The following is a 19,830-nucleotide window of genomic DNA, read 5'->3' as shown; positions in this document are numbered from 1 at the left end:
ATGAAGCTGCAACTGGTCGCCGTTGGCACCAAAATGCCCGACTGGGTGCAGACCGGCTTTACCGACTACCTTCGCCGTTTCCCCAAAGATATGCCGTTTGAACTGGTGGAAATTCCGGCGGGTAAGCGCGGCAAGAACGCCGATATCAAACGGATTTTGGAACGAGAAGGCGAACTGATGCTGGCCGCCGTAGGCAAAGGCAACCGGATCGTGACGCTGGATATTCCCGGTTCGCGTTGGGAAACGCCGCAGCTGGCGCAGCAACTGGAACGCTGGAAACAGGACGGACGCGATATCAGCCTGCTGATTGGCGGCCCGGAAGGGCTGGCGCCGCAATGCAAAGCCGCGGCGGAGCAAAGCTGGTCGCTGTCGCCGCTGACGCTGCCGCACCCGCTGGTGCGCGTGCTGGTGGCGGAGAGTCTGTACCGTGCCTGGAGTATTACCACCAATCATCCTTACCATCGGGAGTAAGGCGAACGATGAACCCTGTGAAGTAGCAATCGCTGGATGAATATAGAACGTAAACCCTTTCGTGACTATACGGCTGAGGCAGCCCTGTTCGTACGCCGGGCGCTGGTCGCGTTCCTGGGCATTTTGCTGCTGAGCGGTATTCTGGTGGCCAATCTATACCACCTGCAGGTTTCACGTTTTGACGATTATCGTACCCGTTCGAATGAAAACCGCATCAAACTGGTGCCGATTGCCCCGAGCCGCGGCATCATTTATGACCGCAACGGCACCCCGCTGGCGCTCAACCGCACGATTTACCAGTTGGAACTGATTCCCGAAAAGGTCAACAATCTGGAAGAGACGCTGCAGGCTCTCAAATCGATCATTGACCTGACCGATGAAGACATTGATAACTTCAGAAAAGAGCGTAAGCGCTCGCGTCGCTTCACGTCCATCCCGGTCAAAACCGGCTTGAACGAAGTACAGGTAGCCAGCTTCGCCGTCAATCAGTACCGTTTTCCCGGCGTGGAAGTCAAAGGCTACCAGCGCCGTTACTATCCGTATGGCGCCGCGCTGACCCACGTCATTGGCTATGTCTCCAAAATCAACGACAAAGATCTGGAAAGACTGGACCAGGAAGGCAAGCTGCCGGACTACGCGGCAACCCACGATATCGGCAAGCTCGGCATTGAGCGCTATTACGAAGATGTGCTGCACGGCAAACCGGGCTACGAGGAAGTGGAAGTCAATAACCGCGGGCGCGTGATTCGCCAATTGCATGAACAACCGCCGCAAGCCGGCAAAGATATCTATCTGACGCTGGACCTCAACCTCCAGCTCTATATCGAAAAACTGCTGGCCGGCAGCCGCGCCGCCGTGGTGGTGACCGACCCGAAAGACGCCTCCATTCTGGCGATGGTTTCCACCCCCAGCTACGACCCGAACCTGTTTGTGGACGGCATTTCCAGTAAGACGTACCACGCTTTGCTGAATGACCCCAATCGGCCGTTAATCAACCGCGCGACGCAAGGGGTTTACCCGCCTGCGTCCACCGTCAAACCTTATATTGCGGTTTCCGCGCTGAGTGCCAATGTCATTACTCCTTATACCTCGCTGTTCGACCCTGGCTGGTGGCAGTTGCCCGGTTCGGAGAAACGCTTTCGCGACTGGAAAAAATGGGGACATGGCCGCCTGAATCTAACCAAATCGCTGGAAGAATCCGCGGATACCTTCTTCTATCAGGTCGCCTATGATATGGGGATTGACCGCCTGTCTGAGTGGATGGGTAAGTTCGGTTACGGGCACCGGACAGGCATCGATTTGTCCGACAAGGAAGAGAGTCCGGGCATCATGCCGACGCGGGAATGGAAAATGAAGCGCTATAAAAAGCCGTGGTATCAGGGGGATACCATTCCTGTCGGCATCGGTCAGGGTTACTGGACCGCCACGCCGATTCAGATGCTGAAAGCGCTGACCACCTTGATCAACGATGGTCAGGTAAAAGCACCTCACCTGCTGAGCAGTACGCAGGAAAACAATACTCAGGTGCCGTACCGCCAGCAGGAACACCAGCAGATCGGCGATATTCGCTCCGGTTACTGGGGGATCGTCAAAGACGGTATGTACGGCGTCGCCAACCGCCAGAACGGTACCGCCCACAAATTCTTTGCCGACGCGCCGTATAAGATTGCGGCCAAGTCAGGGACGGCACAGGTATTCGGCCTGAAGGAAAACGAAACCTATAACGCCAACCGGATTGCCGAACGGCTGCGCGACCACAAACTGATGACCGCCTTCGCGCCTTATAACAACCCGAAAGTCGCCATGTCCATCATTCTGGAAAACGGCGGCGCCGGGCCGGCCGTCGGGAGCATTGTGCGGCAGATACTCGACCACATCATACTGGGCGACAATAATACCAACCTGCCGGACGCGCCGCCGTCGCCGCCGGGCAGTGAAACCGAGTAGAGGCACCATGACAGACAGTCAACAAAAAGGCTCAATCTGGACCAAGATGCACATTGATCTGCCTTTCCTTCTGTGTGTAATGGCGTTACTGGGCTATAGCATGTTCGTCATGTGGAGCGCCAGCGGACAGGACACGGGCATGATGGAGCGCAAAATCGCTCAATGCGTGCTGGGATTGATCGTCATGATCGGCATGGCGCAAATCCCGCCGCGGGTCTATGAAGGCTGGGCGCCGTATCTGTACATTTTCTGTTTTATCCTGCTGGTCATGGTGGATGTATTCGGCCAGATCAGTAAAGGCGCGCAGCGCTGGCTCGATTTGGGCGTGGTGCGCTTCCAGCCGTCGGAAATCGCCAAAATCGCGGTGCCGCTGATGGTGGCCCGCTATATCAACCGCGATATGTGCCCGCCATCGCTGAAAAACACCGGCATCGCGCTGGTGCTGACGTTCGCCCCCACCCTACTGGTGGCTGCTCAGCCGGACCTTGGCACCGCCATCCTGATTTGCGCTTCCGGCCTGTTCGTGCTGTTCCTCGCCGGTATGAGCTGGCGGCTGATCGCCATTGCCGCCATTCTGCTAGCGGCGTTCATTCCCGTCTTGTGGTTCTTCCTGATGCATGACTACCAGCGCGACAGGGTAATGATGCTGCTCGACCCGGAAACCGATCCGCTCGGCGCCGGTTATCATATTATCCAGTCGAAAATCGCCATCGGCTCCGGCGGCCTGACTGGCAAAGGCTGGTTACAGGGCACGCAGTCTCAATTGGAGTTCCTGCCGGAACGCCATACCGACTTTATCTTCGCGGTGCTGGCTGAAGAACTGGGGCTGATCGGCGTGCTGATCCTGCTGGCGCTATACCTGTTCCTGATCATGCGCGGCCTGGTGATCGCCGCCAATGCGCAAACCTCGTTCGGTCGGGTGATGGTCGGCGGCTTGATGCTAATCTTTTTCGTGTATGTGTTTGTTAACATCGGCATGGTGAGTGGTATCCTGCCGGTGGTCGGGGTGCCGCTGCCGTTGGTCAGCTATGGCGGCTCGGCGCTGGTCGTCTTGATGGCGGGATTCGGTATCGTCATGTCGATACACACTCACCGCAAAATGTTATCCAAGAATTTATAGGGGTAGGCAATGCGTAAGGATTGGGTTTGGATTGGCGCGATCGGCCTGGCGCTGGCAGGCTGCGCGGTTACGGAACAGCCTCAGTCGCCCTCACCGCAGGCCACGGCATACAATGGCCCGGTGGAAGAAATCGGCGGCGCGGAACCGCGCTACGAACCGTACAAACCCGCCAACATGCAGGATTACAGCATGAACGGCAAAACCTACCGTATTGTCAAAAACCCGGAGAATTTCAGTGAAAGCGGGTTTGCCGCCTGGCACGATCGGGAATCGGTCGGTAACCGCACGGCGACGGGTGAAGAATTCGACGTCAACGCCATGGCCGCCGCCCACCCCGCGCTGCCGATTCCCAGCTATGTGCGGGTCACCAACCTCAGCAACGGTCGCCGTCTGGTGGTGCGCGTCAACGATCGCGGGCCTTATACGCCGGGCAGAATCATCGATCTGACCAAAGGCGCGGCAGACCGCCTTAATCTGTCCAACAATACCAAGGTGAAGGTGGACTTTATCAGCGTGGCGCCGGATGGCTCGCTCTCCGGCCCCGGCACCATCGGCACCCGTGTCGCCAAACAGAGCTTTGCCCTGCCGTCGCGCCCGACGCTGGGCTCCAGCGGGCTGGGAACGCCGGTGATGGAAAGCGCACCGGCGACTGCCGCCGCGGTGCGGCCGATCAGCAATGCCACGTTGACGCCGACGGCAGGTGATGGTGCCGGCAATATCGTTAGCGGCAACCCATCTGTCGGCAATGCCGGCACCCCGAGCGGAGGCAGCTTCCTCGGCGCGCCCAAGCCACTGCCCAGCGGAGTGCTGGAAGGCTCGGAACCAACGCCTGCCGCTGCGCCAGTCAGAGCCACCGCGATTGCACCTGCGGTCGCGGCTGCGCCAGGCGCCGTACAGCCATCGCGCACGCTGTCGCAACCGGCTGTGCCTGCCGGTTCCGGCAACATCGTGGTGCAGGTCGGCGCGCTGAGCGATCAGCAGCGAGCACAAACCTGGCTGAAAAGCCTGAACGAGCGCTTCCGCGTGCCTGGCAAAGTCACCCTGAATAACGGTTTATATCGCATCCAGTTGGGGCCGTTCCAGAGCCGTCAGCAAGCTGCCGACCTGCAACAACGCCTTTCCAGCGAAGCGCAACAGCCGTCATTTATCACCACGGTGTCCGGCGCGCAGTAACGTATTCGCTCTCGAAAGAGGGATAAATTCCCTCTTTCCTTATTTGTACGAGCGATAACGATACCGCCCCGGCGATCGGCAAAATCGCGTAACGTATTGTCTGGTGCCGCCCCGATTTTCATCTGTTATAGTGTGGCTCGTTTTTTAACTTATACCCACGGATGTTGTTGTTCCAATCATGAAAACAGTAATCACGTCTTGTTTTACCAAACGTATTGCGCTCGGCACGTTGCTCGCCATCAGTGCATCCACTTTCGCCTACGCAGACGACATTAATCTGAAAACCATGATTCCTGCCGTCCCGGATATTGATGCCGAAGCGTACATCCTGATTGATTACAACTCGGGTAAAGTACTGGCGGAAAAGAACGCCGACGCCCGTCGCAACCCAGCCAGTCTGACCAAGATGATGACCAGTTACGTCATCGGTCAGGCGATTAAATCCGGGAAAATCAGCCCGAACGATGTCGTGACTATCGGCAAAGATGCCTGGGCTACCGGCAACCCCGATTTTCAGGGTTCTTCGCTGATGTTCCTCAAACCGGGCGATCGCGTGCCGGTTTATCTGCTGAATAAAGGGATTATTCTGCAGTCCGGTAACGATGCCTGCGTAGCGATGGCTGACTACGTAGCAGGAAGTCAGGATTCGTTCGTCAACCTGATGAATGGTTACGTTAAAGCGTTGGGATTACAGAACACCAACTTCAAAACGGTTCACGGTCTGGATGCTGACGGGCAATACAGTTCAGCCCGCGATATGGCGCTGATTGGTCAGGCGCTGATTCGCGACGTACCGGACGAGTACGCGACCTACAAAGAAAAAGAATTTACCTTCAACAATATTCGCCAGATGAACCGCAACGGCCTGTTGTGGGATAGCAGCCTGGCCGTTGACGGCATCAAAACCGGCCACACCGCGTCTGCCGGCTATAATTTGGTGGCCTCCGCCACCGAAGGTCAGATGCGCCTGATCTCCGCCGTAATGGGCGGGCGCACCTTCAAAGGCCGTGAAACCGAAAGCAAGAAACTGCTGACCTGGGGCTTCCGCTTCTTTGAAACGGTAGCGCCGTTGAAAACCGGTAAAGAATTCGCATCCGAGCCGGTGTGGTTCGGCGACAACGACCGGGTATCGCTGGGCGTGGATAAAGATGTCTACATCACCATCCCGCGTGGCCGCATGAAAGACCTGAAAGCCAGCTATGTGCTGACCAATACGGAACTGCATGCGCCGCTGGCCAAAAATCAGGTGGTGGGCAGCATCAACTTCCAGTTGGATGGCAAAGTGATCGATCAGCGCCCGCTGGTAGTAATGAACGAAGTCAAAGAAGGCGGTATTTTCGGACGTCTGTTCGACTACATCAAACTGATGTTCCACCGCTGGTTCAGTTGATCCCCCTTGAATCCTGAGCAATAGCCCTCATGTTGCTCACTTAAGGATCGAACGACAGGATTTCGGTCATACTTAACACTCCCGCTACGGCGGGAGTGATAATTTTGTACTAATGAATGACTCTGGAGTCGCCATGAAAACCAAACTCAACGAATTGCTTGAATTCCCCTGCTCATTTACCTACAAAGTCATGGGGTTGGCAAAACCGGAGCTGGTGGATCGGGTTGTGGAAGTGGTTCAGCGCCATGCTCCCGGCGACTATAACCCGCAAATCAAGCCCAGTACCAAAGGCAACTACCATTCGGTATCGATTACCATTATCGCCACCCATATCGAACAGGTGGAAACGCTGTACGAAGAACTGGGTAACATCGATATTGTGCGTGTGGTGTTGTAACGCCCGCCGCTCTCTGACCTTGTCTCCCTAATGCGGAGACAAGCGAGGAAACCGCTATTCGCTGTAGCATCACCCCGCTATAATTGCGCTCATTCCTTCTTCACCCGACGATGACACTCTTGCAACAGGATACGATCATAGTTCGTGATACGATCAGAGTACGTGACACGATCATAGTACGCCAGTTGGGCGTGCAGCCTTACGAGCCGGTGTCGCAGGCTATGCACACCTTCACCGAACAGCGGGACGGCCACAGTTTCGACGAATTGTGGCTGGTGCAGCACCCGCCGGTCTTCACCCAGGGTCAGGCAGGCAAAGCCGAACATGTCCTGATGCCCGGTGACATCCCGGTAATTCAGAGCGATCGCGGCGGTCAGGTGACCTATCATGGCCCCGGCCAGCAGGTGATGTATGTGCTGATCGATATCAAGCGTCGCAAAGTTGGCGTACGTCAGTTGGTGACCGCTATCGAAAATACCGTCGTCAATACGCTGGCGCATTATGCCGTTGACGCTCATGCCCGCCCCGACGCTCCTGGCGTTTACGTCGGCGAACGGAAAATCTGCTCACTGGGTCTGCGCATCCGTCATGGCTGCTCATTTCACGGGCTGGCGCTAAACATTGCCATGGATCTGTCCCCTTTTCTGCGTATCAACCCTTGCGGCTATGCCGGTATGGCGATGACTCAGCTCAGCGAACAGGCTCCTGGCACAACGGTAGCCGAAACCGCGCCAGTAATGGTGAAAGCGTTTATGGATCTGTTGGATTACCAGCAGCAAGAGTGGCTGGAGTGGAACTGGTCGCAACAAGGGGTGCCACACCCGCTGAGCACGGCTGACAAGGCCTGACGTCATTAAATTACATTTTATTTACATTATTTCCGTATTTTGTCCCTCAATGGCTGCTCGCCGACGGGCAAAGATGATATAATTTTGTGAGCTTTTTAAAAAAAAGTTTAACAACTCACGTAATCCAATGAATTTTATATAAATTCATAACAGCGATTCAGAACTGGAAATTACGCAAACATGAGTAAACCGATTCAGATCGAACGTGGCGTCAAATACCGCGATGCAGACAAAATGGCCCTGATCCCGGTACGTACCGTCGTCACTGAGCGTCAGGAAATGCTCCGCAAACCGGAATGGATGAAAATCAAATTACCTGCGGACTCCAGCCGAATTCAGGGCATCAAGGACGCCATGCGCCGTAATGGTCTGCACTCGGTTTGCGAAGAGGCATCCTGCCCTAACCTGGCGGAGTGTTTCAATCATGGCACCGCTACGTTCATGATCCTCGGCGCCATCTGTACCCGCCGCTGCCCATTCTGCGATGTCGCCCACGGCCGCCCGCTGACCCCGGATGCCAACGAGCCGGAAAAACTGGCTCAGACCATTCACGATATGGGGCTGCGCTATGTGGTGATCACCTCGGTTGACCGCGACGACTTGCGCGACGGCGGCGCTCAGCATTTTGCCGACTGCATCAGCGCCATTCGCCGCAAAAGCCCGAACATCCGCATTGAAACACTGGTGCCGGATTTCCGTGGTCGTATGGATCGGGCGTTGGATATTCTGACCGTCACGCCGCCAGACGTATTTAACCATAACCTGGAAAACGTGCCGCGCCTCTACCGTCAGGTACGTCCGGGCGCCAATTACGAATGGTCGCTGAAGCTGCTGGAAAATTTCAAAGACTCGCATCCTAATATCCCGACCAAGTCCGGTCTGATGGTGGGTCTGGGCGAGACCAATGATGAAATTCTGGATGTGATGCGCGATCTGCGCCGCCACGGCGTGACCATGCTGACGCTGGGCCAATATCTGCAACCAAGCCGTCACCATCTGCCGGTGCAACGTTATGTGCCGCCGGAAGAGTTCGAGGAAATGAAGGCGGAAGCGCTGGCAATGGGCTTTACCCACGCCGCCTGTGGTCCGTTCGTCCGTTCATCCTACCACGCCGACCTGCAGGCCAAAGGGATTGAGGTGAAATAACGGGCTACTACCCGCAACATCTCCTTACATAATGACACAGGTAAGACAAAAAGCGGATGGCAAAGCCCTCCGCTTTTTTATTTTGGAGTCTTTCAGCGCTTATGCTTATTCTTTAGGACGATTTTCGCTGATAGCGGCTGGGTGTTCATCCTGAGCGGAAGATTTTGCCGCCGGCTGCTCATCGCTCATGGATTTCTTGAAGCCTTTGATAGCGGCGCCCAGATCGCTGCCCAGACTGCGCAGTTTATTGGTGCCGAACAGCAGAACAATCAAGGCGCCAATCACTAAGAGCTTGGCAATACTGATACCTTCCATACATACCTACCTGATGATGTGAGCTGGAAAAGCCAGCGCGCTTTACATCGCTCTTTTTTAAATCGATACACCGGATAAGGCAATGGTCATCTGTAACAAAGTAAGACGTCCATCGTCAGTCGCTGTTTTTTATCCGGCATGTGATGCCTTGCTGTTATCGTAGTACAGGCGGCTTAAAACGATTGTGATGCAGAACAGGTAACTGGCGACGAACGGCTTGAATACGCTCCAGCTTCAGCTCCGCCAGCAGCAATTCCGGTTGTTCAGCGGCCTGAGCGATGACCACGCCCATCGGGTCCACCACCATGCTATTGCCGATATTCCTGTCGCTACACTCCCCTGTCGCCACCAGATAACAGGTATTCTCCAGCGCTCTGGCTCGGGCCAGCAATTCCCAGTGCGCTTCCTTCTGCGGGCCTTTTACCCAGGCAGCCGGCACCACTAGCACATCGGCGCCGTTCACCGCCAGTTGGCGCGCCATCTCGGCGAAACGGATGTCGTAGCACACCATCAGCCCAACGCGCATTCCCGCCACCTCCACCACCGGCGGCAGCGACGTTCCCGGCGTCACCCGTCGGGACTCCTGTACCGTAAAGGCGTCATACAAGTGCAGCTTGTGATAATGAACCAACACTTCGCCCCGCCGGATAACCAGCAGCGTATTATGCACACGCCCATCCGCCGCCGGCGTATGCAGGGTAAACACCACGCAAATATCCAGCGACTGGCTGGCAATCAGCAACTGGCTGACAAACGGGCCGGTGATCGGCTGGGCGCACCCAACGCCCCATTCCGGATCCGTATTATCTCGCGCCAACACCGCCTCCGGCAGCACCAGCAGGTCAGCTCCGGCCGAGACCGCCTGGGCCATTAATGTTATGCAGATTTGGGCGTTATCCTGCCACAGTCGTTGCACGGCAAACTGACCGAGCGCCACTTTCATATCAGGCTCCTTCATTCCTAACGGGCGGATACATTTGGTAAAACTGCCACGGCTACAAAAAACATCGGCATGCAGGTAAACTTTACTAGCCAGTAACGGAGATGACATTCCTCCATAACCGCCCTTCCGGCTGATGATGTCTGCGAGTCCCTCAATCGGGCGTGCCCTTTCGAGATTAGCCCAACTTACCCTTGAATGAAAAGGTGACTATGTATAGTACGTTACTTGCTGTTTTTATCGGCGGTGGGATTGGCAGTGTCGCACGCTGGCAACTCAGCGTGCGCTTTAATAAGTTATTTCCTCAGATTCCCGCCGGCACACTGCTGGCCAACCTGATCGGTGCCTTCATTATCGGTGCGGCCATGAGTTATTTCATGCGTCAGCCCGACCTCCCGCCACACTGGAAACTGTTGCTCACGACCGGTTTTTGCGGTGGTTTGACGACGTTCTCTACCTTTTCCTACGAAATGGTTGCCTTGCTGCAGAGCGGTGAATGGGCAGCGGCACTGTTTAATTTGCTGCTCAATCTGCTTGGTTCGCTGATTATGACGGCGCTGGCGTTTGCGCTGGTGAGTTGGCTGAGCGCCCACTGAAAGCTGGGAAAGATACAAAATAAAAACCCGCCATCAGGCGGGTTTTTCAGGAAATCGGTATAATTAAATAGCGATAACGTTAGCAGCAGAAGGTCCTTTAGCGCCGCTGGTGATTTCAAACTCTACGCGCTGACCTTCAGCCAGGGTTTTGAAACCGTTGCTCTGGATAGCAGAGAAGTGAACGAATACGTCCTTGCTGCCATCTTCCGGAGTAATGAAACCGAATCCTTTGGACTCATTAAACCACTTAACGCTACCTTTAATCTTAGACATCAAACTTACCTTTACATGAATGAACGACACAAAATCTGTGTCAAATACAGTACAGCAAGTAGCAGCGCATTTGTCCAGCCGAACATCACCAAAAAGTGATAAAACATGATAAAAAAGCGAACTGACTCCATTCACCCCGCATATTTATAAGCCACAACCACATTCTTTGGCATCTTACACGCAGTTAGCCACTTTTTTTGGTTATCCGAAACAACAATGCAGAAATGCCTGGGGTTATCTGGCGGCATGGGCTGGGAATCAAGCCTGCCTTACCCACTGCAGTATCAATCAATGAAGTATCAATCAATAGTGTGAAAGAACCCCTGGCGGACCGTGACGAAATCCCGTCAGGCTTTCTGCCGCATCATTGCCGAGCCACGGCAAACAGTACACAGGGAGTACAGATATAGAGAAGGCAAATAATAGCCTCTTTTATTTACTCAGGCTTCCCCATTTAGTCACCGCCATCCCCGGCAGCGGACCGAAAAACATGAGCGAAAAATTGAGAGACTCATCACAAAAATGAGAAGAAAAAAACGCGGTAAAACGGGGGAGTTTATGAATAACACACGCACCTTAAGCGAAAATTAATTTTTAAAAATCAGTCCATTAAAACCCGCACCAATCACATAAAAAAAGCAGCAACCCGTGGGTTGCTGCTTTGGTGACACTCAATAAGGTACCTGGTGACTAATGACAGTAAATAAAATTGTACTAGTCTAAATACATCAGCAATTACTTACGCAGCATTGCGTCGATGAAGCTTTTCCAGTTGTTGAGTTCGACTTCGATCATGATGGTAGCTCCTTAGGGATTTTGTTGTCTTACGGGGTTATTATACGCTTCTTTTTTGACCTAGATAAAGACTTTGGGGCGCAAAAATGTGCTCTCTTTCGCATTTCCGCAACATAGTCACCCAACTCAACCCCATGATTTCTTAAGATAATTTTAATACTCTGCCGCATCCAGTGTTTATGCGGTATGCTTTTTCCCTTATGACATGAAAAATAACGGATTTTAAACATATGGCCATCATCCTGTACGGCATTAAGAACTGCGACACCATAAAAAAGGCCCGTCGTTGGCTGGAAAACCATCAGATTGACTACCGTTTTCATGACTACCGGGTCGACGGGCTGGAAGGGGAACGCCTGCAATTCTTTATCGACCGCATGGGCTGGCAACCGCTGCTGAATACCCGTGGCACCACCTGGCGTAAGCTGGAAGAAGCGTACCGTAACACCCTCGTCAACGAAGCGGCGGCAAAAGCTGTTATGCTGGAACAACCCGCGTTGATCAAACGCCCGTTGCTGGTAGCCGATGACGGAAAAATCCTGCTCGGTTTCAGCGAAGACAGCTATCAGTACTTTTTTACGGAGAACACCTCACATGTCTTGCCCGGTAATTGAACTGGCCCAGCAGCTCATCAAACGCCCGTCCCTCAGCCCGGATGACGCCGGCTGCCAGGCGCTCATGATCGAACGCCTGCAGGCCATCGGCTTCATCGTCGAAAAGCTGGATGTCGACGATACCCAAAATTTCTGGGCCTGCCGCGGTCAGGGAAAGACACTGGCGTTTGCCGGTCACACCGATGTCGTTCCTGTTGGTAATGAAAGCCAATGGCAGACCCCGCCGTTCGAACCTGCGATTCGAGACGGTATGTTGTACGGCCGCGGCGCGGCGGACATGAAAGGCTCGCTGGCGGCGATGGTGGTGGCGGCGGAGCGTTTTGTCGCCGCGCACCCCAATCATCAAGGACGACTGGCGTTTCTAATCACCTCCGACGAAGAGTCCAGCGCCGTCAACGGCACCGTCAAAGTGGTGGAAACACTGATGGCGCGCCAGGAACGACTGGACTACTGTCTGGTCGGCGAACCGTCCAGTACCGATCGGGTCGGTGATGTAGTGAAAAACGGCCGGCGCGGTTCTATCACCGCTAATTTGCGGATTCACGGCGTTCAGGGTCACGTTGCTTACCCGCATCTGGCGGACAACCCGGTGCATCGGGCCATACCGGCGCTGAATGAACTGGTGGCGACCGTCTGGGACCAGGGCAATGAATTCTTCCCACCCACCAGCATGCAGATAGCCAACATCAATGCCGGTACCGGCAGCAACAACGTCATACCCGGCGATCTGGACGTGCAATTCAATTTCCGCTTCAGCACTGAGTTGACCGATGAGCTAATTAAACAGCAAGTCAAAGCTCTGCTTGATCGCCACCAGCTTAACTACACGCTGGAATGGCGGCTGTCCGGTCATCCGTTCCTGACCAGCCGCGGCGAACTGGTGGACGCGGTGGTCAACGCCGTTGAACACTACAGTGAAATCACGCCACAGCTCCTGACTACCGGTGGAACCTCGGATGGCCGCTTTATTGCCCGCATGGGCGCACAGGTGGTGGAACTGGGGCCGGTTAACGCGACTATCCATAAAGTGAACGAGTGCGTCAGCGCCGCCGACCTGCAACTGCTGAGCCGTATGTATCAACGCATTATGGAGCAATTGATCGCATGATCGCTTCCGCCTGTCTGACCGGCAAAAGCGACCGCCATCTGGTGACGCTCAGCGGGTCGCACCGCCTGCAACCCGAGGCAGTTGAGGCGTTTACAGCCATGCAGCAGGCGGCACGGCAGCATGGATTCAATCTGCAACCGGCCAGTACATTTCGGGATTTTGAGCGCCAACGGCAAATCTGGAACGGCAAGTTTACCGGCCAGCGCCCGCTGCTAGATCAACACAGCCAGCCGCTAGACGCGCTCGCGCTGGATGAAGGCGCTCGTTGCGAGGCGATCCTACGCTGGTCGGCGCTGCCGGGCGGTAGCCGTCATCACTGGGGCAGCGATCTGGATATTTACGATCCCGACCGCTTACCCGCCGGCCAAAAACTGCAACTAGAGCCGTGGGAATATCAGCCAGGCGGCTACTTTGCCGACCTCAGCGACTGGCTGGCGCAACACATGGCCGCCTTCGGCTTTTACCGGCCGTTTGCACAGGATAGTGGCGGTGTGGCTATTGAACCCTGGCATCTCAGCTATGCGCCGCTGGCCCGTCTCGCTATGGCTCAGCTAACGCCGGAACACATTCTGCAAGCCTGGCAGGGTGAAGACATAGCCGGCCGGAGCTGGCTGGAGTCGAATCTGCCGATGTTGTTCCAGCGCTTTATACTGTCTGTTGAGGCACAATAACCCCGTTGACATGGGACATCTATATTATGAGGAACAACCATGGGATGGCTGGCTGATTACTGGTGGGTAATACTGCTGGTGTTGCTGGGAATGTTGATCAACGGCATCAAGGAACTGAGCCGCCTTGACCATAAACGTTTTCTGCATGACAAACCGCCGTTGCCGCCGCACCGCGACAATAATGCGCAGTGGGACGACGAAGACGACTGGCCGCAGAAAAAGCCCTGACCCCGCACACGCTGAAAACCATGAGGCCGGGCCACCCAATGGCGACCCGGCCTTCTTGTTATAGCGACCTTCTCTGACGACGGTAAACGCACTAAATCGGCTAGCGCAATGCCAGCCGGTTAACGAAATGCCACCAGTTCGCCGCGCGCGCCCATCACAGCCTCATCCCAGAAGCGTTTCGGGATGTAATGATGCAGCCGATCCAGCGCGTTATCCATCATGCGATCGTCAATGGCATGCCCCAATTGCGGCACCAGATCCAACGTGAAATCCGATCCCTGGGCACGCAGACTCTGCGCGGCCTGACGAGCGTGATCCGCCGTAATCACCGGGTCTTCCTCGCCATGAATCAGGTGAACGACGACATCATGCAGCGGCTGCTCCGGCAAAGCGGCAAAGCGACCACTAAACGCTACAGCCCGCCCGGCCAGATTTTTCTCCGCTTTCAATGCCTCAAGGATCATAATCGACCCTTGAGAGAAACCGATCAGTGCGGTGTGGGAATAATCGATTCCGGTGGTTTCCTGCCAGTAACGAACGGTTTCGACAAACCGCGGCATAATGGCGTTCACGCGACGGACGCGATTCTCCTCAGTGACGCCTTGTACCGAAAACCACTGGCGCCCTTCGCCCAGACTAATCGCTTCCGGACCGCCAATGCTGATAACCTGCGCCATGGGGAACGCCTCGGCAAAATAACGGCCGATCTGCCCCATGGAAACCGGATTGTCGCCCACGCCATGAAATAGCAAAAACAACTGCTTAGGTGAAGGTGGATTTTGCACCACAAAATAGTCATGCTTCATATCGCCTCTCCTGCGGTTACCTTCAGGGGAAACCGTCTGTTCAAAAAATTTCAGTTGTCACTATACGCCCCTCGATAGCGGGTCAATATTGAGGTTTATTGAACAAGTCATTCCATTATCCTGTATCAGGATCAGTGTATATGAACGCAGGAAACCGGCTGGCTGGATCGCCATGCAAGTTGCAAAATTGTGATCGCTACCACTTGAAATGAATTTGGAAAAGGAAACCACTTCTTTCGATATGACGCATTCTCGTTGTAAAACGATTCTCGACCAAAAAACTCTCAATATAAAACAATATCATGCCAGCGCTGCCATTCGGCTTCGTCCAGTTGGCGCAGCGCCTGAGCTGTTTCCGCCCGCCAGCGCTGAATCAGCGCCTTTCTGCCCGCCAGTTGAAGCAGATGAACGCACTCCGCCACGCTCCGCCCTTGCTCAAGCCATAGCCTCAAGGCGGTTAATGCCATCGGCGAACGTATCATCAGGCGTGACAGCGCTCCCTGGCAGGCTTCTGGTGGACGGTGAGCTCTGGCAAACCCAATCAGATTACGCCAGTCCTCCGTCGTAAGCGTCTGATCCTCCACCAGCGGCAAATTCAGCGCCAGTGGGATATCACGCCGCAGCCAGAACCAGTCCCGCAGTAGTTCATGGTGTGCTGACGCCGTCAGCGCGCTACCCGCTTCGCTGAGAGGAAGCAACGCCATCGCGCTGTAACACCCGCTGCTGGCGTCGATATGGCTACCGATACGCACCAGTTGAAACCCGCAACGCTGCCAGAACCGCCACAACGCCGGCTGGAAACCAAAGCTGACCGACAGAAAATCCAGCTGTTCCTGTTGCGCCCGTTGCTGTTGTTCCCGAACCAGCGTCTGCCCGATCCCTTGACCACGCTGCGCCGCCAGTACCGCAATGCGGCTGATGCGTCGTGACCACAATACCGGTGCCTGCCACTGGTTGCCGTGCGCCGCCAGCGACTGCGCCACCAGATTTCCTCGCGGCCGACGTCGCCCGGCCCAGACGTCCCGCGCCAGTGTTTGCGGCAGCCCGCCTTCATCCACCAGCCAGATAACGCCGCCAACCTGCTCTTCGACACAGGCGCTGGCGATATGCATGCCGGGCGCATCCAGCAGACGGCGTAAATCCAGCGGCGAGGTGCGATAATGGGCGCTGCATAACAACCCATAGCATCCGGCAAGGCGTTCAGGCTGACTCAGCCAGTCGTCGCGCCGTTCCAGCCGAATCGCCGGTGACCCCGGCAGCCGTTCCGGCACCTGTTTTTCGGCGTCAAACAGCATCATCCGATCGACGATATTCTCCAGCGGGTCCTGCTCTGCCCAGCGCAGCGGCGCCGTCAGTTCAATAGACTGCCAGTCCGGCAGCGACGCACAAAATTTCAGTAGAAAACCGCGCCCCGTCCCTTCATATCCTTGTACCGTGGTCGTCATTACTACCCGGCGGAAAAACGGCAACAGCGCCTGCAGTACCGGAGCCGGAATCGCCGCCGCCTCATCGATTAATAGCCATTCAACCGGCGGTGCGCCATGCTGCCGGCAGAACGCCAACAGTGCGTCCGGCGCCCAGAACGTTGCCACGTTCCCGGCCTGACGCAGCAGGATTTCGCTGGCGTCGCGTGATGGCGCGCTCACCCAGCAGGCGCCCTGACACTGACGCGCCAACATGCCGGCCAGCGTCGACTTGCCGCGACCACGCGGCGCGGTAATCACCGACACCGCACAGGAAGTGTGCAGCAATTGCTGCAAAATAGCCTGCTGACAGGGGGTTGCTTCGCCGGTGGCGGGCTGCCAGTCCGAACGTCGATGGGGAAGCGCTATCACCGGCTCGGCGTCCTGCTGGCGCCACAGGACAACCTCGTCATCGCTCAACAGCTGATGCTGCACGTGCCGGATAAATCGGGGGGTGGCAATCGGCTCCGATTGTTCGCTCCAGCGCAGGCTGTCCGTATCCGGACAATCGGGCCAGCGATCCCACTCCGGAACCAACAGCAGTAGCCAGCTACCGGCCCTGAGCGCGCCAGCCAGCATCGCCAGCGCTTCCGCATCCAGACCGTCGCGGGCATCAAACACCGCGTGCAGAAACTCCCTGCCCAGCACGCCGCGCACGTTGCGGGGCGGTATCGCCGTAACCTCCTCAGGCGCTGACGCGCTGACCCACAGCCAGTCGCCGGGCAACAAAGCGCTCAGACGCCGCGCCTGAGTGCAACACCAATCAGACCGGCCGCTCAGTACCAATAGGCGGCGAATGCCGTAACGCTGCTGGTACTGCTGACTGACAACAAAAGACTCCACGACACGCCCCGCAGAAAACTTAGCCTTTACCGACCAACAGCGACAGCAACCCCGCCGCAATCAACGGCCCTACCGGCACGCCGCGAAATAACGCCACACCCATCACGGTACCGACCAACAGGCCGGCCACCACCGACGGCTGGTTGCTCATCAGCGTCACCCCTCGCCCACCCAGCCAGGATACGGCCACGCCGATCGCCACGGCCAGCAGCGACTTCCAGTGCAAAAAAGAGTAGAACACGTCGCTGGCGGAAATCTTACCGCTGGCAATCGGCGCCATCACCCCGATGGTCAGCACCAGCACCCCGAACGACAGGCCATATTTTTCCACCCACGGAAAATAGTGATTCAGCGGCGTAATGCGCACCACGACCAGAAACAGAATAGCCAGCGTAACGGTCATGTTCTGGCTGATAATGCCGAGAGCGGCCAGCGCCAGTAAAATAAGCAGAGTCGGGTCAAAAAAGGCCATGAAACATCCTTGCCGGAATCAGTCAATACGTAGGCGGGAGATAATAACACTCATTGAACAGCGACAGCATAAAGACTGTGGCCAACCGGGGAGAGGCCGCTGACGGATGCGGGGGAAATGCGTGGCCTGACGTCATCAGAACACAGGCTCGTTCTGGCAACCGGAAACAACGGCCGCCTGCCAGAACGTAAACGATTGCGCTGTTAGTCCAGCTTAACGCCCAAACGGTGTGCGACTTCCTCGTAGGCTTCAATCAGGCCGCCCAGGCTCTGACGGAAACGGTCTTTATCCATCTTGTTGAGGGTTTCTTTATCCCACAGACGGCTGCCATCCGGCGAGAACTCATCACCCAGCACCACTTCGCCCTTGAACAGGCCGAACTCCAGCTTGAAGTCCACCAGAATCAGACCGGCGTCGCCAAACAGCTTGCTCAGCACTTCATTGGCTTTGTAGCTGAGTTCTTTCATCCGTGCCAGATTCTCTTCGTTTACCCAACCGAAGGTCTTGCAGTAGGACTCATTCACCATCGGATCGTGCATGGCGTCGTTTTTCAGGAACAAATCGAACAACGGCGGATTGAGGATTTCACCTTCCGTGATGCCCAGACGTTTAACCAGCGAACCTGCCGCACGGTTACGCACCACGCACTCGACCGGCACCATCTCCAGCTTCTTCACCAGCACTTCGGTGTCAGACAGCAGGCTCACCATCTGGGTCGGGATCCCGGCCTCTTCCAGCTTGGTCATGATGAAGTGGTTGAACTTGTTGTTCACCATCCCTTTACGATCAAACTGCTCAATGCGAGCACCATCCCCTGCTGACGTATCATTGCGGAACTCCAGCACCAGCAGATCCGGATCTTCCGTGGTGTAGACCGTTTTCGCTTTTCCGCGATACAACTCAGCTAGCTTTTGCATCTTTCATTACTCCACACAAGTAAGGGCCATCCGCACCGGGCCCGTTAATTGAACGTGTTGATAAATCCATCACGTTGATGACCAAATGAAGAAGGGCCGGAGAACCCGACCCTTATACCCGTCATACTTCAAGTTGCATGTGCGTTGGCTTTCCTCGCTCACCCCAGTCACTTACTTAAGTAAGCTCCTGGGGATTCGCTGCGTCGCCGCCTTCCTGCAACTCGAATTATTTAGGGTATATATTCTTGCGTTTTACGACTTACTGAACGCGGCCTGGAACACGGCGACCAGCGCGTCATTTTGCGACTGGCTTAGCGTATGCCCTTTCGAATCGATGAATTGCAGCGTGCTGCGGTTACCCAAATCGCCGACCTGCAGTTTGTAATCCCCGTTCGACAATTCCGGGTCATGCGCGCCCAGTTCATTCCACGTGCCGCTGCCCGGCGCCTTGTAACTGACAGACACCGAACCCTGCGGACGGCTGCGATCGTTGACGGTCATACCAACCTTCTCCAACGCCTTCGGCAGACGGTCCCATACCTGATTGTAGGAACCGCGCACCACCAGCAACGGTAGGCCGGAATCATCGGCGCCGCTCTGGACATTCAACTGCTGGCTGTTACGGTTGGCTTGCGCGCTGTCGTTATCGTTCAGACGCTTGTCTAGTTCGTCGGACAGCGTGTTGAGCATCAGCGCGGTATAACGCTGAATTTCGCTGCGCTCCGTCACCGGGCTGGTGTTCTGCTGCAGATCCAGCAGTTTCACGGTCAGCGCCAGCTGATAGCCCTGCGTCTGCAGGCTTATCTGATAACGCGCCTGATGCGCCACATCCTCGTCTTCACGCTTCCAGTTGACCCAATCGGTCGTCAGCGTCCGGCTGGCGTCCTGACGGCTGGCAATCGTGTAGCCTTTCGACTGGAGAACCTGCGTCAGCACCGCCCACAGGCTGCTGTTGCGCGCATTGTTTTCCAGCAGCAGCGTGGCGCTATTGCCGGAAACCTGACCGCGGGAACCATTCAACAAAGCCAATGGCTGCATCGGCGGACGAATATCCAGCGCCTTGCCTACCAGCCCATTCTGGTTGACCGGAGGAACCTCGTAATCCCCATTCTGCACCGGCAGAATCAGACCGGACGGCACATCCAGCGCCCGGTGCTCGGGGGTTTTCAGATAGGATTCATCGCCGTTGACCTGACGCTTATAGCGTTGATCGCTGGTACAGGCGGCCAGCAACATGATCAGCGAAACACCGACAACTTTTGCCACCATCGACTTTTGCAATGAAGAACTCATCAAA

At 55.8% G+C, this 19,830-nt stretch carries 22 protein-coding genes and 1 riboswitch; of the genes, 13 read left to right on the top strand and 9 right to left on the bottom strand.

Going from position 1 to position 19,830, the window contains the following annotated elements:
• The 8 genes from rlmH (at nt 1) to lipA (ending at nt 8,492) form a co-directional block, all read left to right on the top strand.
• A complete protein-coding gene (rlmH, locus tag DDA898_RS06335; protein ID WP_012883860.1) occupies nt 1–471 on the top strand; it encodes a 23S rRNA (pseudouridine(1915)-N(3))-methyltransferase RlmH in 471 nt (156 codons plus the stop codon).
• Between the two features lie 36 nt (nt 472–507).
• Nucleotides 508–2,418, top strand: coding sequence for a peptidoglycan DD-transpeptidase MrdA (gene mrdA / locus DDA898_RS06330; protein ID WP_038910589.1), 1,911 nt, complete (start codon nt 508–510; stop codon nt 2,416–2,418).
• 7 nt (nt 2,419–2,425) lie between these two features.
• Entirely contained in the window at nt 2,426–3,538 is a 1,113-nt protein-coding gene (gene mrdB / locus DDA898_RS06325; protein ID WP_013316966.1) for a peptidoglycan glycosyltransferase MrdB, read from the top strand.
• A 9-nt stretch (nt 3,539–3,547) separates the two neighbouring features.
• On the top strand, nt 3,548–4,711 hold the full coding sequence (gene rlpA, locus DDA898_RS06320) for an endolytic peptidoglycan transglycosylase RlpA (protein ID WP_038910588.1): 1,164 nt from the start codon (nt 3,548–3,550) through the stop codon (nt 4,709–4,711).
• A 178-nt stretch (nt 4,712–4,889) separates the two neighbouring features.
• Nucleotides 4,890–6,101, top strand: coding sequence for a D-alanyl-D-alanine carboxypeptidase DacA (gene dacA, locus DDA898_RS06315; protein WP_013316964.1), 1,212 nt, complete (start codon nt 4,890–4,892; stop codon nt 6,099–6,101).
• A 133-nt stretch (nt 6,102–6,234) separates the two neighbouring features.
• Nucleotides 6,235–6,498, top strand: a complete 264-nt coding sequence (gene ybeD / locus DDA898_RS06310) for a DUF493 family protein YbeD (RefSeq protein WP_013316963.1) — start codon at nt 6,235–6,237, stop codon at nt 6,496–6,498.
• A gap of 110 nt (nt 6,499–6,608) precedes the next feature.
• Nucleotides 6,609–7,346, top strand: a complete 738-nt coding sequence (gene lipB, locus DDA898_RS06305; protein ID WP_050570212.1) for a lipoyl(octanoyl) transferase LipB — start codon at nt 6,609–6,611, stop codon at nt 7,344–7,346.
• 180 nt (nt 7,347–7,526) lie between these two features.
• Complete coding sequence (lipA, locus tag DDA898_RS06300) at nt 7,527–8,492, top strand: lipoyl synthase (RefSeq protein WP_038910587.1); 966 nt, start codon at nt 7,527–7,529, stop codon at nt 8,490–8,492.
• A 105-nt stretch (nt 8,493–8,597) separates the two neighbouring features.
• Here the strand turns inward: lipA and tatE are convergent, their stop codons facing one another.
• Nucleotides 8,598–8,807, bottom strand: a complete 210-nt coding sequence (tatE, locus tag DDA898_RS06295; RefSeq protein WP_013316960.1) for a twin-arginine translocase subunit TatE — start codon at nt 8,805–8,807, stop codon at nt 8,598–8,600.
• A gap of 154 nt (nt 8,808–8,961) precedes the next feature.
• On the bottom strand, nt 8,962–9,750 hold the full coding sequence (locus tag DDA898_RS06290) for a deaminated glutathione amidase (RefSeq protein ID WP_038910586.1): 789 nt from the start codon (nt 9,748–9,750) through the stop codon (nt 8,962–8,964).
• Nucleotides 9,751–9,838: 88 nt separating this feature from the next.
• Nucleotides 9,839–9,900: riboswitch (Fluoride riboswitch) on the top strand.
• A gap of 59 nt (nt 9,901–9,959) precedes the next feature.
• Here DDA898_RS06290 and crcB point away from each other — a divergent pair.
• Nucleotides 9,960–10,343 carry a fluoride efflux transporter CrcB gene (gene crcB / locus DDA898_RS06285; RefSeq protein ID WP_038900616.1) on the top strand — a complete coding sequence of 128 codons (384 nt, stop codon included), beginning with the start codon at nt 9,960–9,962 and terminating at the stop codon, nt 10,341–10,343.
• 63 nt (nt 10,344–10,406) lie between these two features.
• On the opposite strand, the gene cspE is transcribed toward crcB, so the two are convergent.
• Both cspE and ypfM read right to left on the bottom strand, forming a co-directional pair.
• The gene (gene cspE, locus DDA898_RS06280; protein ID WP_009113827.1) at nt 10,407–10,616 is read right to left on the bottom strand and encodes a transcription antiterminator/RNA stability regulator CspE; all 210 of its coding nucleotides are present in this window, start codon (nt 10,614–10,616) and stop codon (nt 10,407–10,409) included.
• Between the two features lie 735 nt (nt 10,617–11,351).
• Nucleotides 11,352–11,411, bottom strand: coding sequence for a protein YpfM (gene ypfM, locus DDA898_RS23890; RefSeq protein ID WP_139348332.1), 60 nt, complete (start codon nt 11,409–11,411; stop codon nt 11,352–11,354).
• 230 nt (nt 11,412–11,641) lie between these two features.
• Between ypfM and DDA898_RS06275 the strand changes: the two genes are divergently transcribed.
• Genes DDA898_RS06275 through DDA898_RS06260 form a run of 4 tightly spaced genes read left to right on the top strand, consistent with a single transcriptional unit; the run spans nt 11,642 to nt 14,032 of the window.
• Nucleotides 11,642–12,025 carry an ArsC family reductase gene (locus DDA898_RS06275; protein ID WP_038910584.1) on the top strand — a complete coding sequence of 128 codons (384 nt, stop codon included), beginning with the start codon at nt 11,642–11,644 and terminating at the stop codon, nt 12,023–12,025.
• Nucleotides 12,006–13,133, top strand: coding sequence for a succinyl-diaminopimelate desuccinylase (dapE, locus tag DDA898_RS06270; protein WP_038910582.1), 1,128 nt, complete (start codon nt 12,006–12,008; stop codon nt 13,131–13,133). Before DDA898_RS06275 ends, dapE begins: the two co-directional genes overlap by 20 nt.
• Nucleotides 13,130–13,804, top strand: a complete 675-nt coding sequence (locus DDA898_RS06265) for a M15 family metallopeptidase (protein ID WP_038910581.1) — start codon at nt 13,130–13,132, stop codon at nt 13,802–13,804. The genes dapE and DDA898_RS06265 overlap by 4 nt, the downstream gene beginning before the upstream one ends.
• A gap of 39 nt (nt 13,805–13,843) precedes the next feature.
• Nucleotides 13,844–14,032, top strand: a complete 189-nt coding sequence (locus tag DDA898_RS06260; protein WP_013316949.1) for a YpfN family protein — start codon at nt 13,844–13,846, stop codon at nt 14,030–14,032.
• A 119-nt stretch (nt 14,033–14,151) separates the two neighbouring features.
• Here DDA898_RS06260 and ypfH read toward each other — a convergent pair whose 3' ends face one another.
• The 5 genes from ypfH to bamC form a co-directional block, all read right to left on the bottom strand.
• Complete coding sequence (ypfH, locus tag DDA898_RS06255) at nt 14,152–14,838, bottom strand: esterase (protein ID WP_038910580.1); 687 nt, start codon at nt 14,836–14,838, stop codon at nt 14,152–14,154.
• Between the two features lie 284 nt (nt 14,839–15,122).
• Nucleotides 15,123–17,144, bottom strand: a complete 2,022-nt coding sequence (locus DDA898_RS06250) for a tRNA(Met) cytidine acetyltransferase TmcA (protein ID WP_038910579.1) — start codon at nt 17,142–17,144, stop codon at nt 15,123–15,125.
• A 19-nt stretch (nt 17,145–17,163) separates the two neighbouring features.
• Complete coding sequence (locus DDA898_RS06245) at nt 17,164–17,616, bottom strand: DUF441 domain-containing protein (RefSeq protein WP_038910578.1); 453 nt, start codon at nt 17,614–17,616, stop codon at nt 17,164–17,166.
• A gap of 203 nt (nt 17,617–17,819) precedes the next feature.
• Nucleotides 17,820–18,533: a phosphoribosylaminoimidazolesuccinocarboxamide synthase gene (gene purC / locus DDA898_RS06240; protein ID WP_013316945.1), complete on the bottom strand. Its 714-nt coding sequence runs from the start codon at nt 18,531–18,533 to the stop codon at nt 17,820–17,822.
• A 252-nt stretch (nt 18,534–18,785) separates the two neighbouring features.
• Nucleotides 18,786–19,826, bottom strand: coding sequence for an outer membrane protein assembly factor BamC (gene bamC, locus DDA898_RS06235; protein ID WP_033111700.1), 1,041 nt, complete (start codon nt 19,824–19,826; stop codon nt 18,786–18,788).
• Nucleotides 19,827–19,830 lie beyond the last annotated feature (4 nt).

This window comes from Dickeya dadantii NCPPB 898 (genome assembly GCF_000406145.1).
Classification (GTDB): Bacteria; Pseudomonadota; Gammaproteobacteria; order Enterobacterales; family Enterobacteriaceae; genus Dickeya; species Dickeya dadantii.
Note: the sequence above shows the minus strand (reverse complement) of the source record. Positions and strands in the feature narration are given on the sequence as shown.

Coding starts and splice junctions, on each gene's coding strand:
- DDA898_RS06245 (WP_038910578.1), bottom strand. CDS start 17,616: ATGGCCTTTTTTGACCCGACTCTGCTTATTTTACTGGCGCTGGCCGCT.
- lipA (WP_038910587.1), top strand. CDS start 7,527: ATGAGTAAACCGATTCAGATCGAACGTGGCGTCAAATACCGCGATGCA.
- rlmH (WP_012883860.1), top strand. CDS start 1: ATGAAGCTGCAACTGGTCGCCGTTGGCACCAAAATGCCCGACTGGGTG.
- crcB (WP_038900616.1), top strand. CDS start 9,960: ATGTATAGTACGTTACTTGCTGTTTTTATCGGCGGTGGGATTGGCAGT.
- ybeD (WP_013316963.1), top strand. CDS start 6,235: ATGAAAACCAAACTCAACGAATTGCTTGAATTCCCCTGCTCATTTACC.
- DDA898_RS06260 (WP_013316949.1), top strand. CDS start 13,844: ATGGGATGGCTGGCTGATTACTGGTGGGTAATACTGCTGGTGTTGCTG.
- dapE (WP_038910582.1), top strand. CDS start 12,006: ATGTCTTGCCCGGTAATTGAACTGGCCCAGCAGCTCATCAAACGCCCG.
- rlpA (WP_038910588.1), top strand. CDS start 3,548: ATGCGTAAGGATTGGGTTTGGATTGGCGCGATCGGCCTGGCGCTGGCA.
- DDA898_RS06265 (WP_038910581.1), top strand. CDS start 13,130: ATGATCGCTTCCGCCTGTCTGACCGGCAAAAGCGACCGCCATCTGGTG.
- DDA898_RS06290 (WP_038910586.1), bottom strand. CDS start 9,750: ATGAAAGTGGCGCTCGGTCAGTTTGCCGTGCAACGACTGTGGCAGGAT.
- mrdA (WP_038910589.1), top strand. CDS start 508: ATGAATATAGAACGTAAACCCTTTCGTGACTATACGGCTGAGGCAGCC.
- mrdB (WP_013316966.1), top strand. CDS start 2,426: ATGACAGACAGTCAACAAAAAGGCTCAATCTGGACCAAGATGCACATT.
- dacA (WP_013316964.1), top strand. CDS start 4,890: ATGAAAACAGTAATCACGTCTTGTTTTACCAAACGTATTGCGCTCGGC.
- bamC (WP_033111700.1), bottom strand. CDS start 19,826: ATGAGTTCTTCATTGCAAAAGTCGATGGTGGCAAAAGTTGTCGGTGTT.
- lipB (WP_050570212.1), top strand. CDS start 6,609: ATGACACTCTTGCAACAGGATACGATCATAGTTCGTGATACGATCAGA.
- DDA898_RS06275 (WP_038910584.1), top strand. CDS start 11,642: ATGGCCATCATCCTGTACGGCATTAAGAACTGCGACACCATAAAAAAG.
- ypfH (WP_038910580.1), bottom strand. CDS start 14,838: ATGAAGCATGACTATTTTGTGGTGCAAAATCCACCTTCACCTAAGCAG.
- tatE (WP_013316960.1), bottom strand. CDS start 8,807: ATGGAAGGTATCAGTATTGCCAAGCTCTTAGTGATTGGCGCCTTGATT.
- cspE (WP_009113827.1), bottom strand. CDS start 10,616: ATGTCTAAGATTAAAGGTAGCGTTAAGTGGTTTAATGAGTCCAAAGGA.
- purC (WP_013316945.1), bottom strand. CDS start 18,533: ATGCAAAAGCTAGCTGAGTTGTATCGCGGAAAAGCGAAAACGGTCTAC.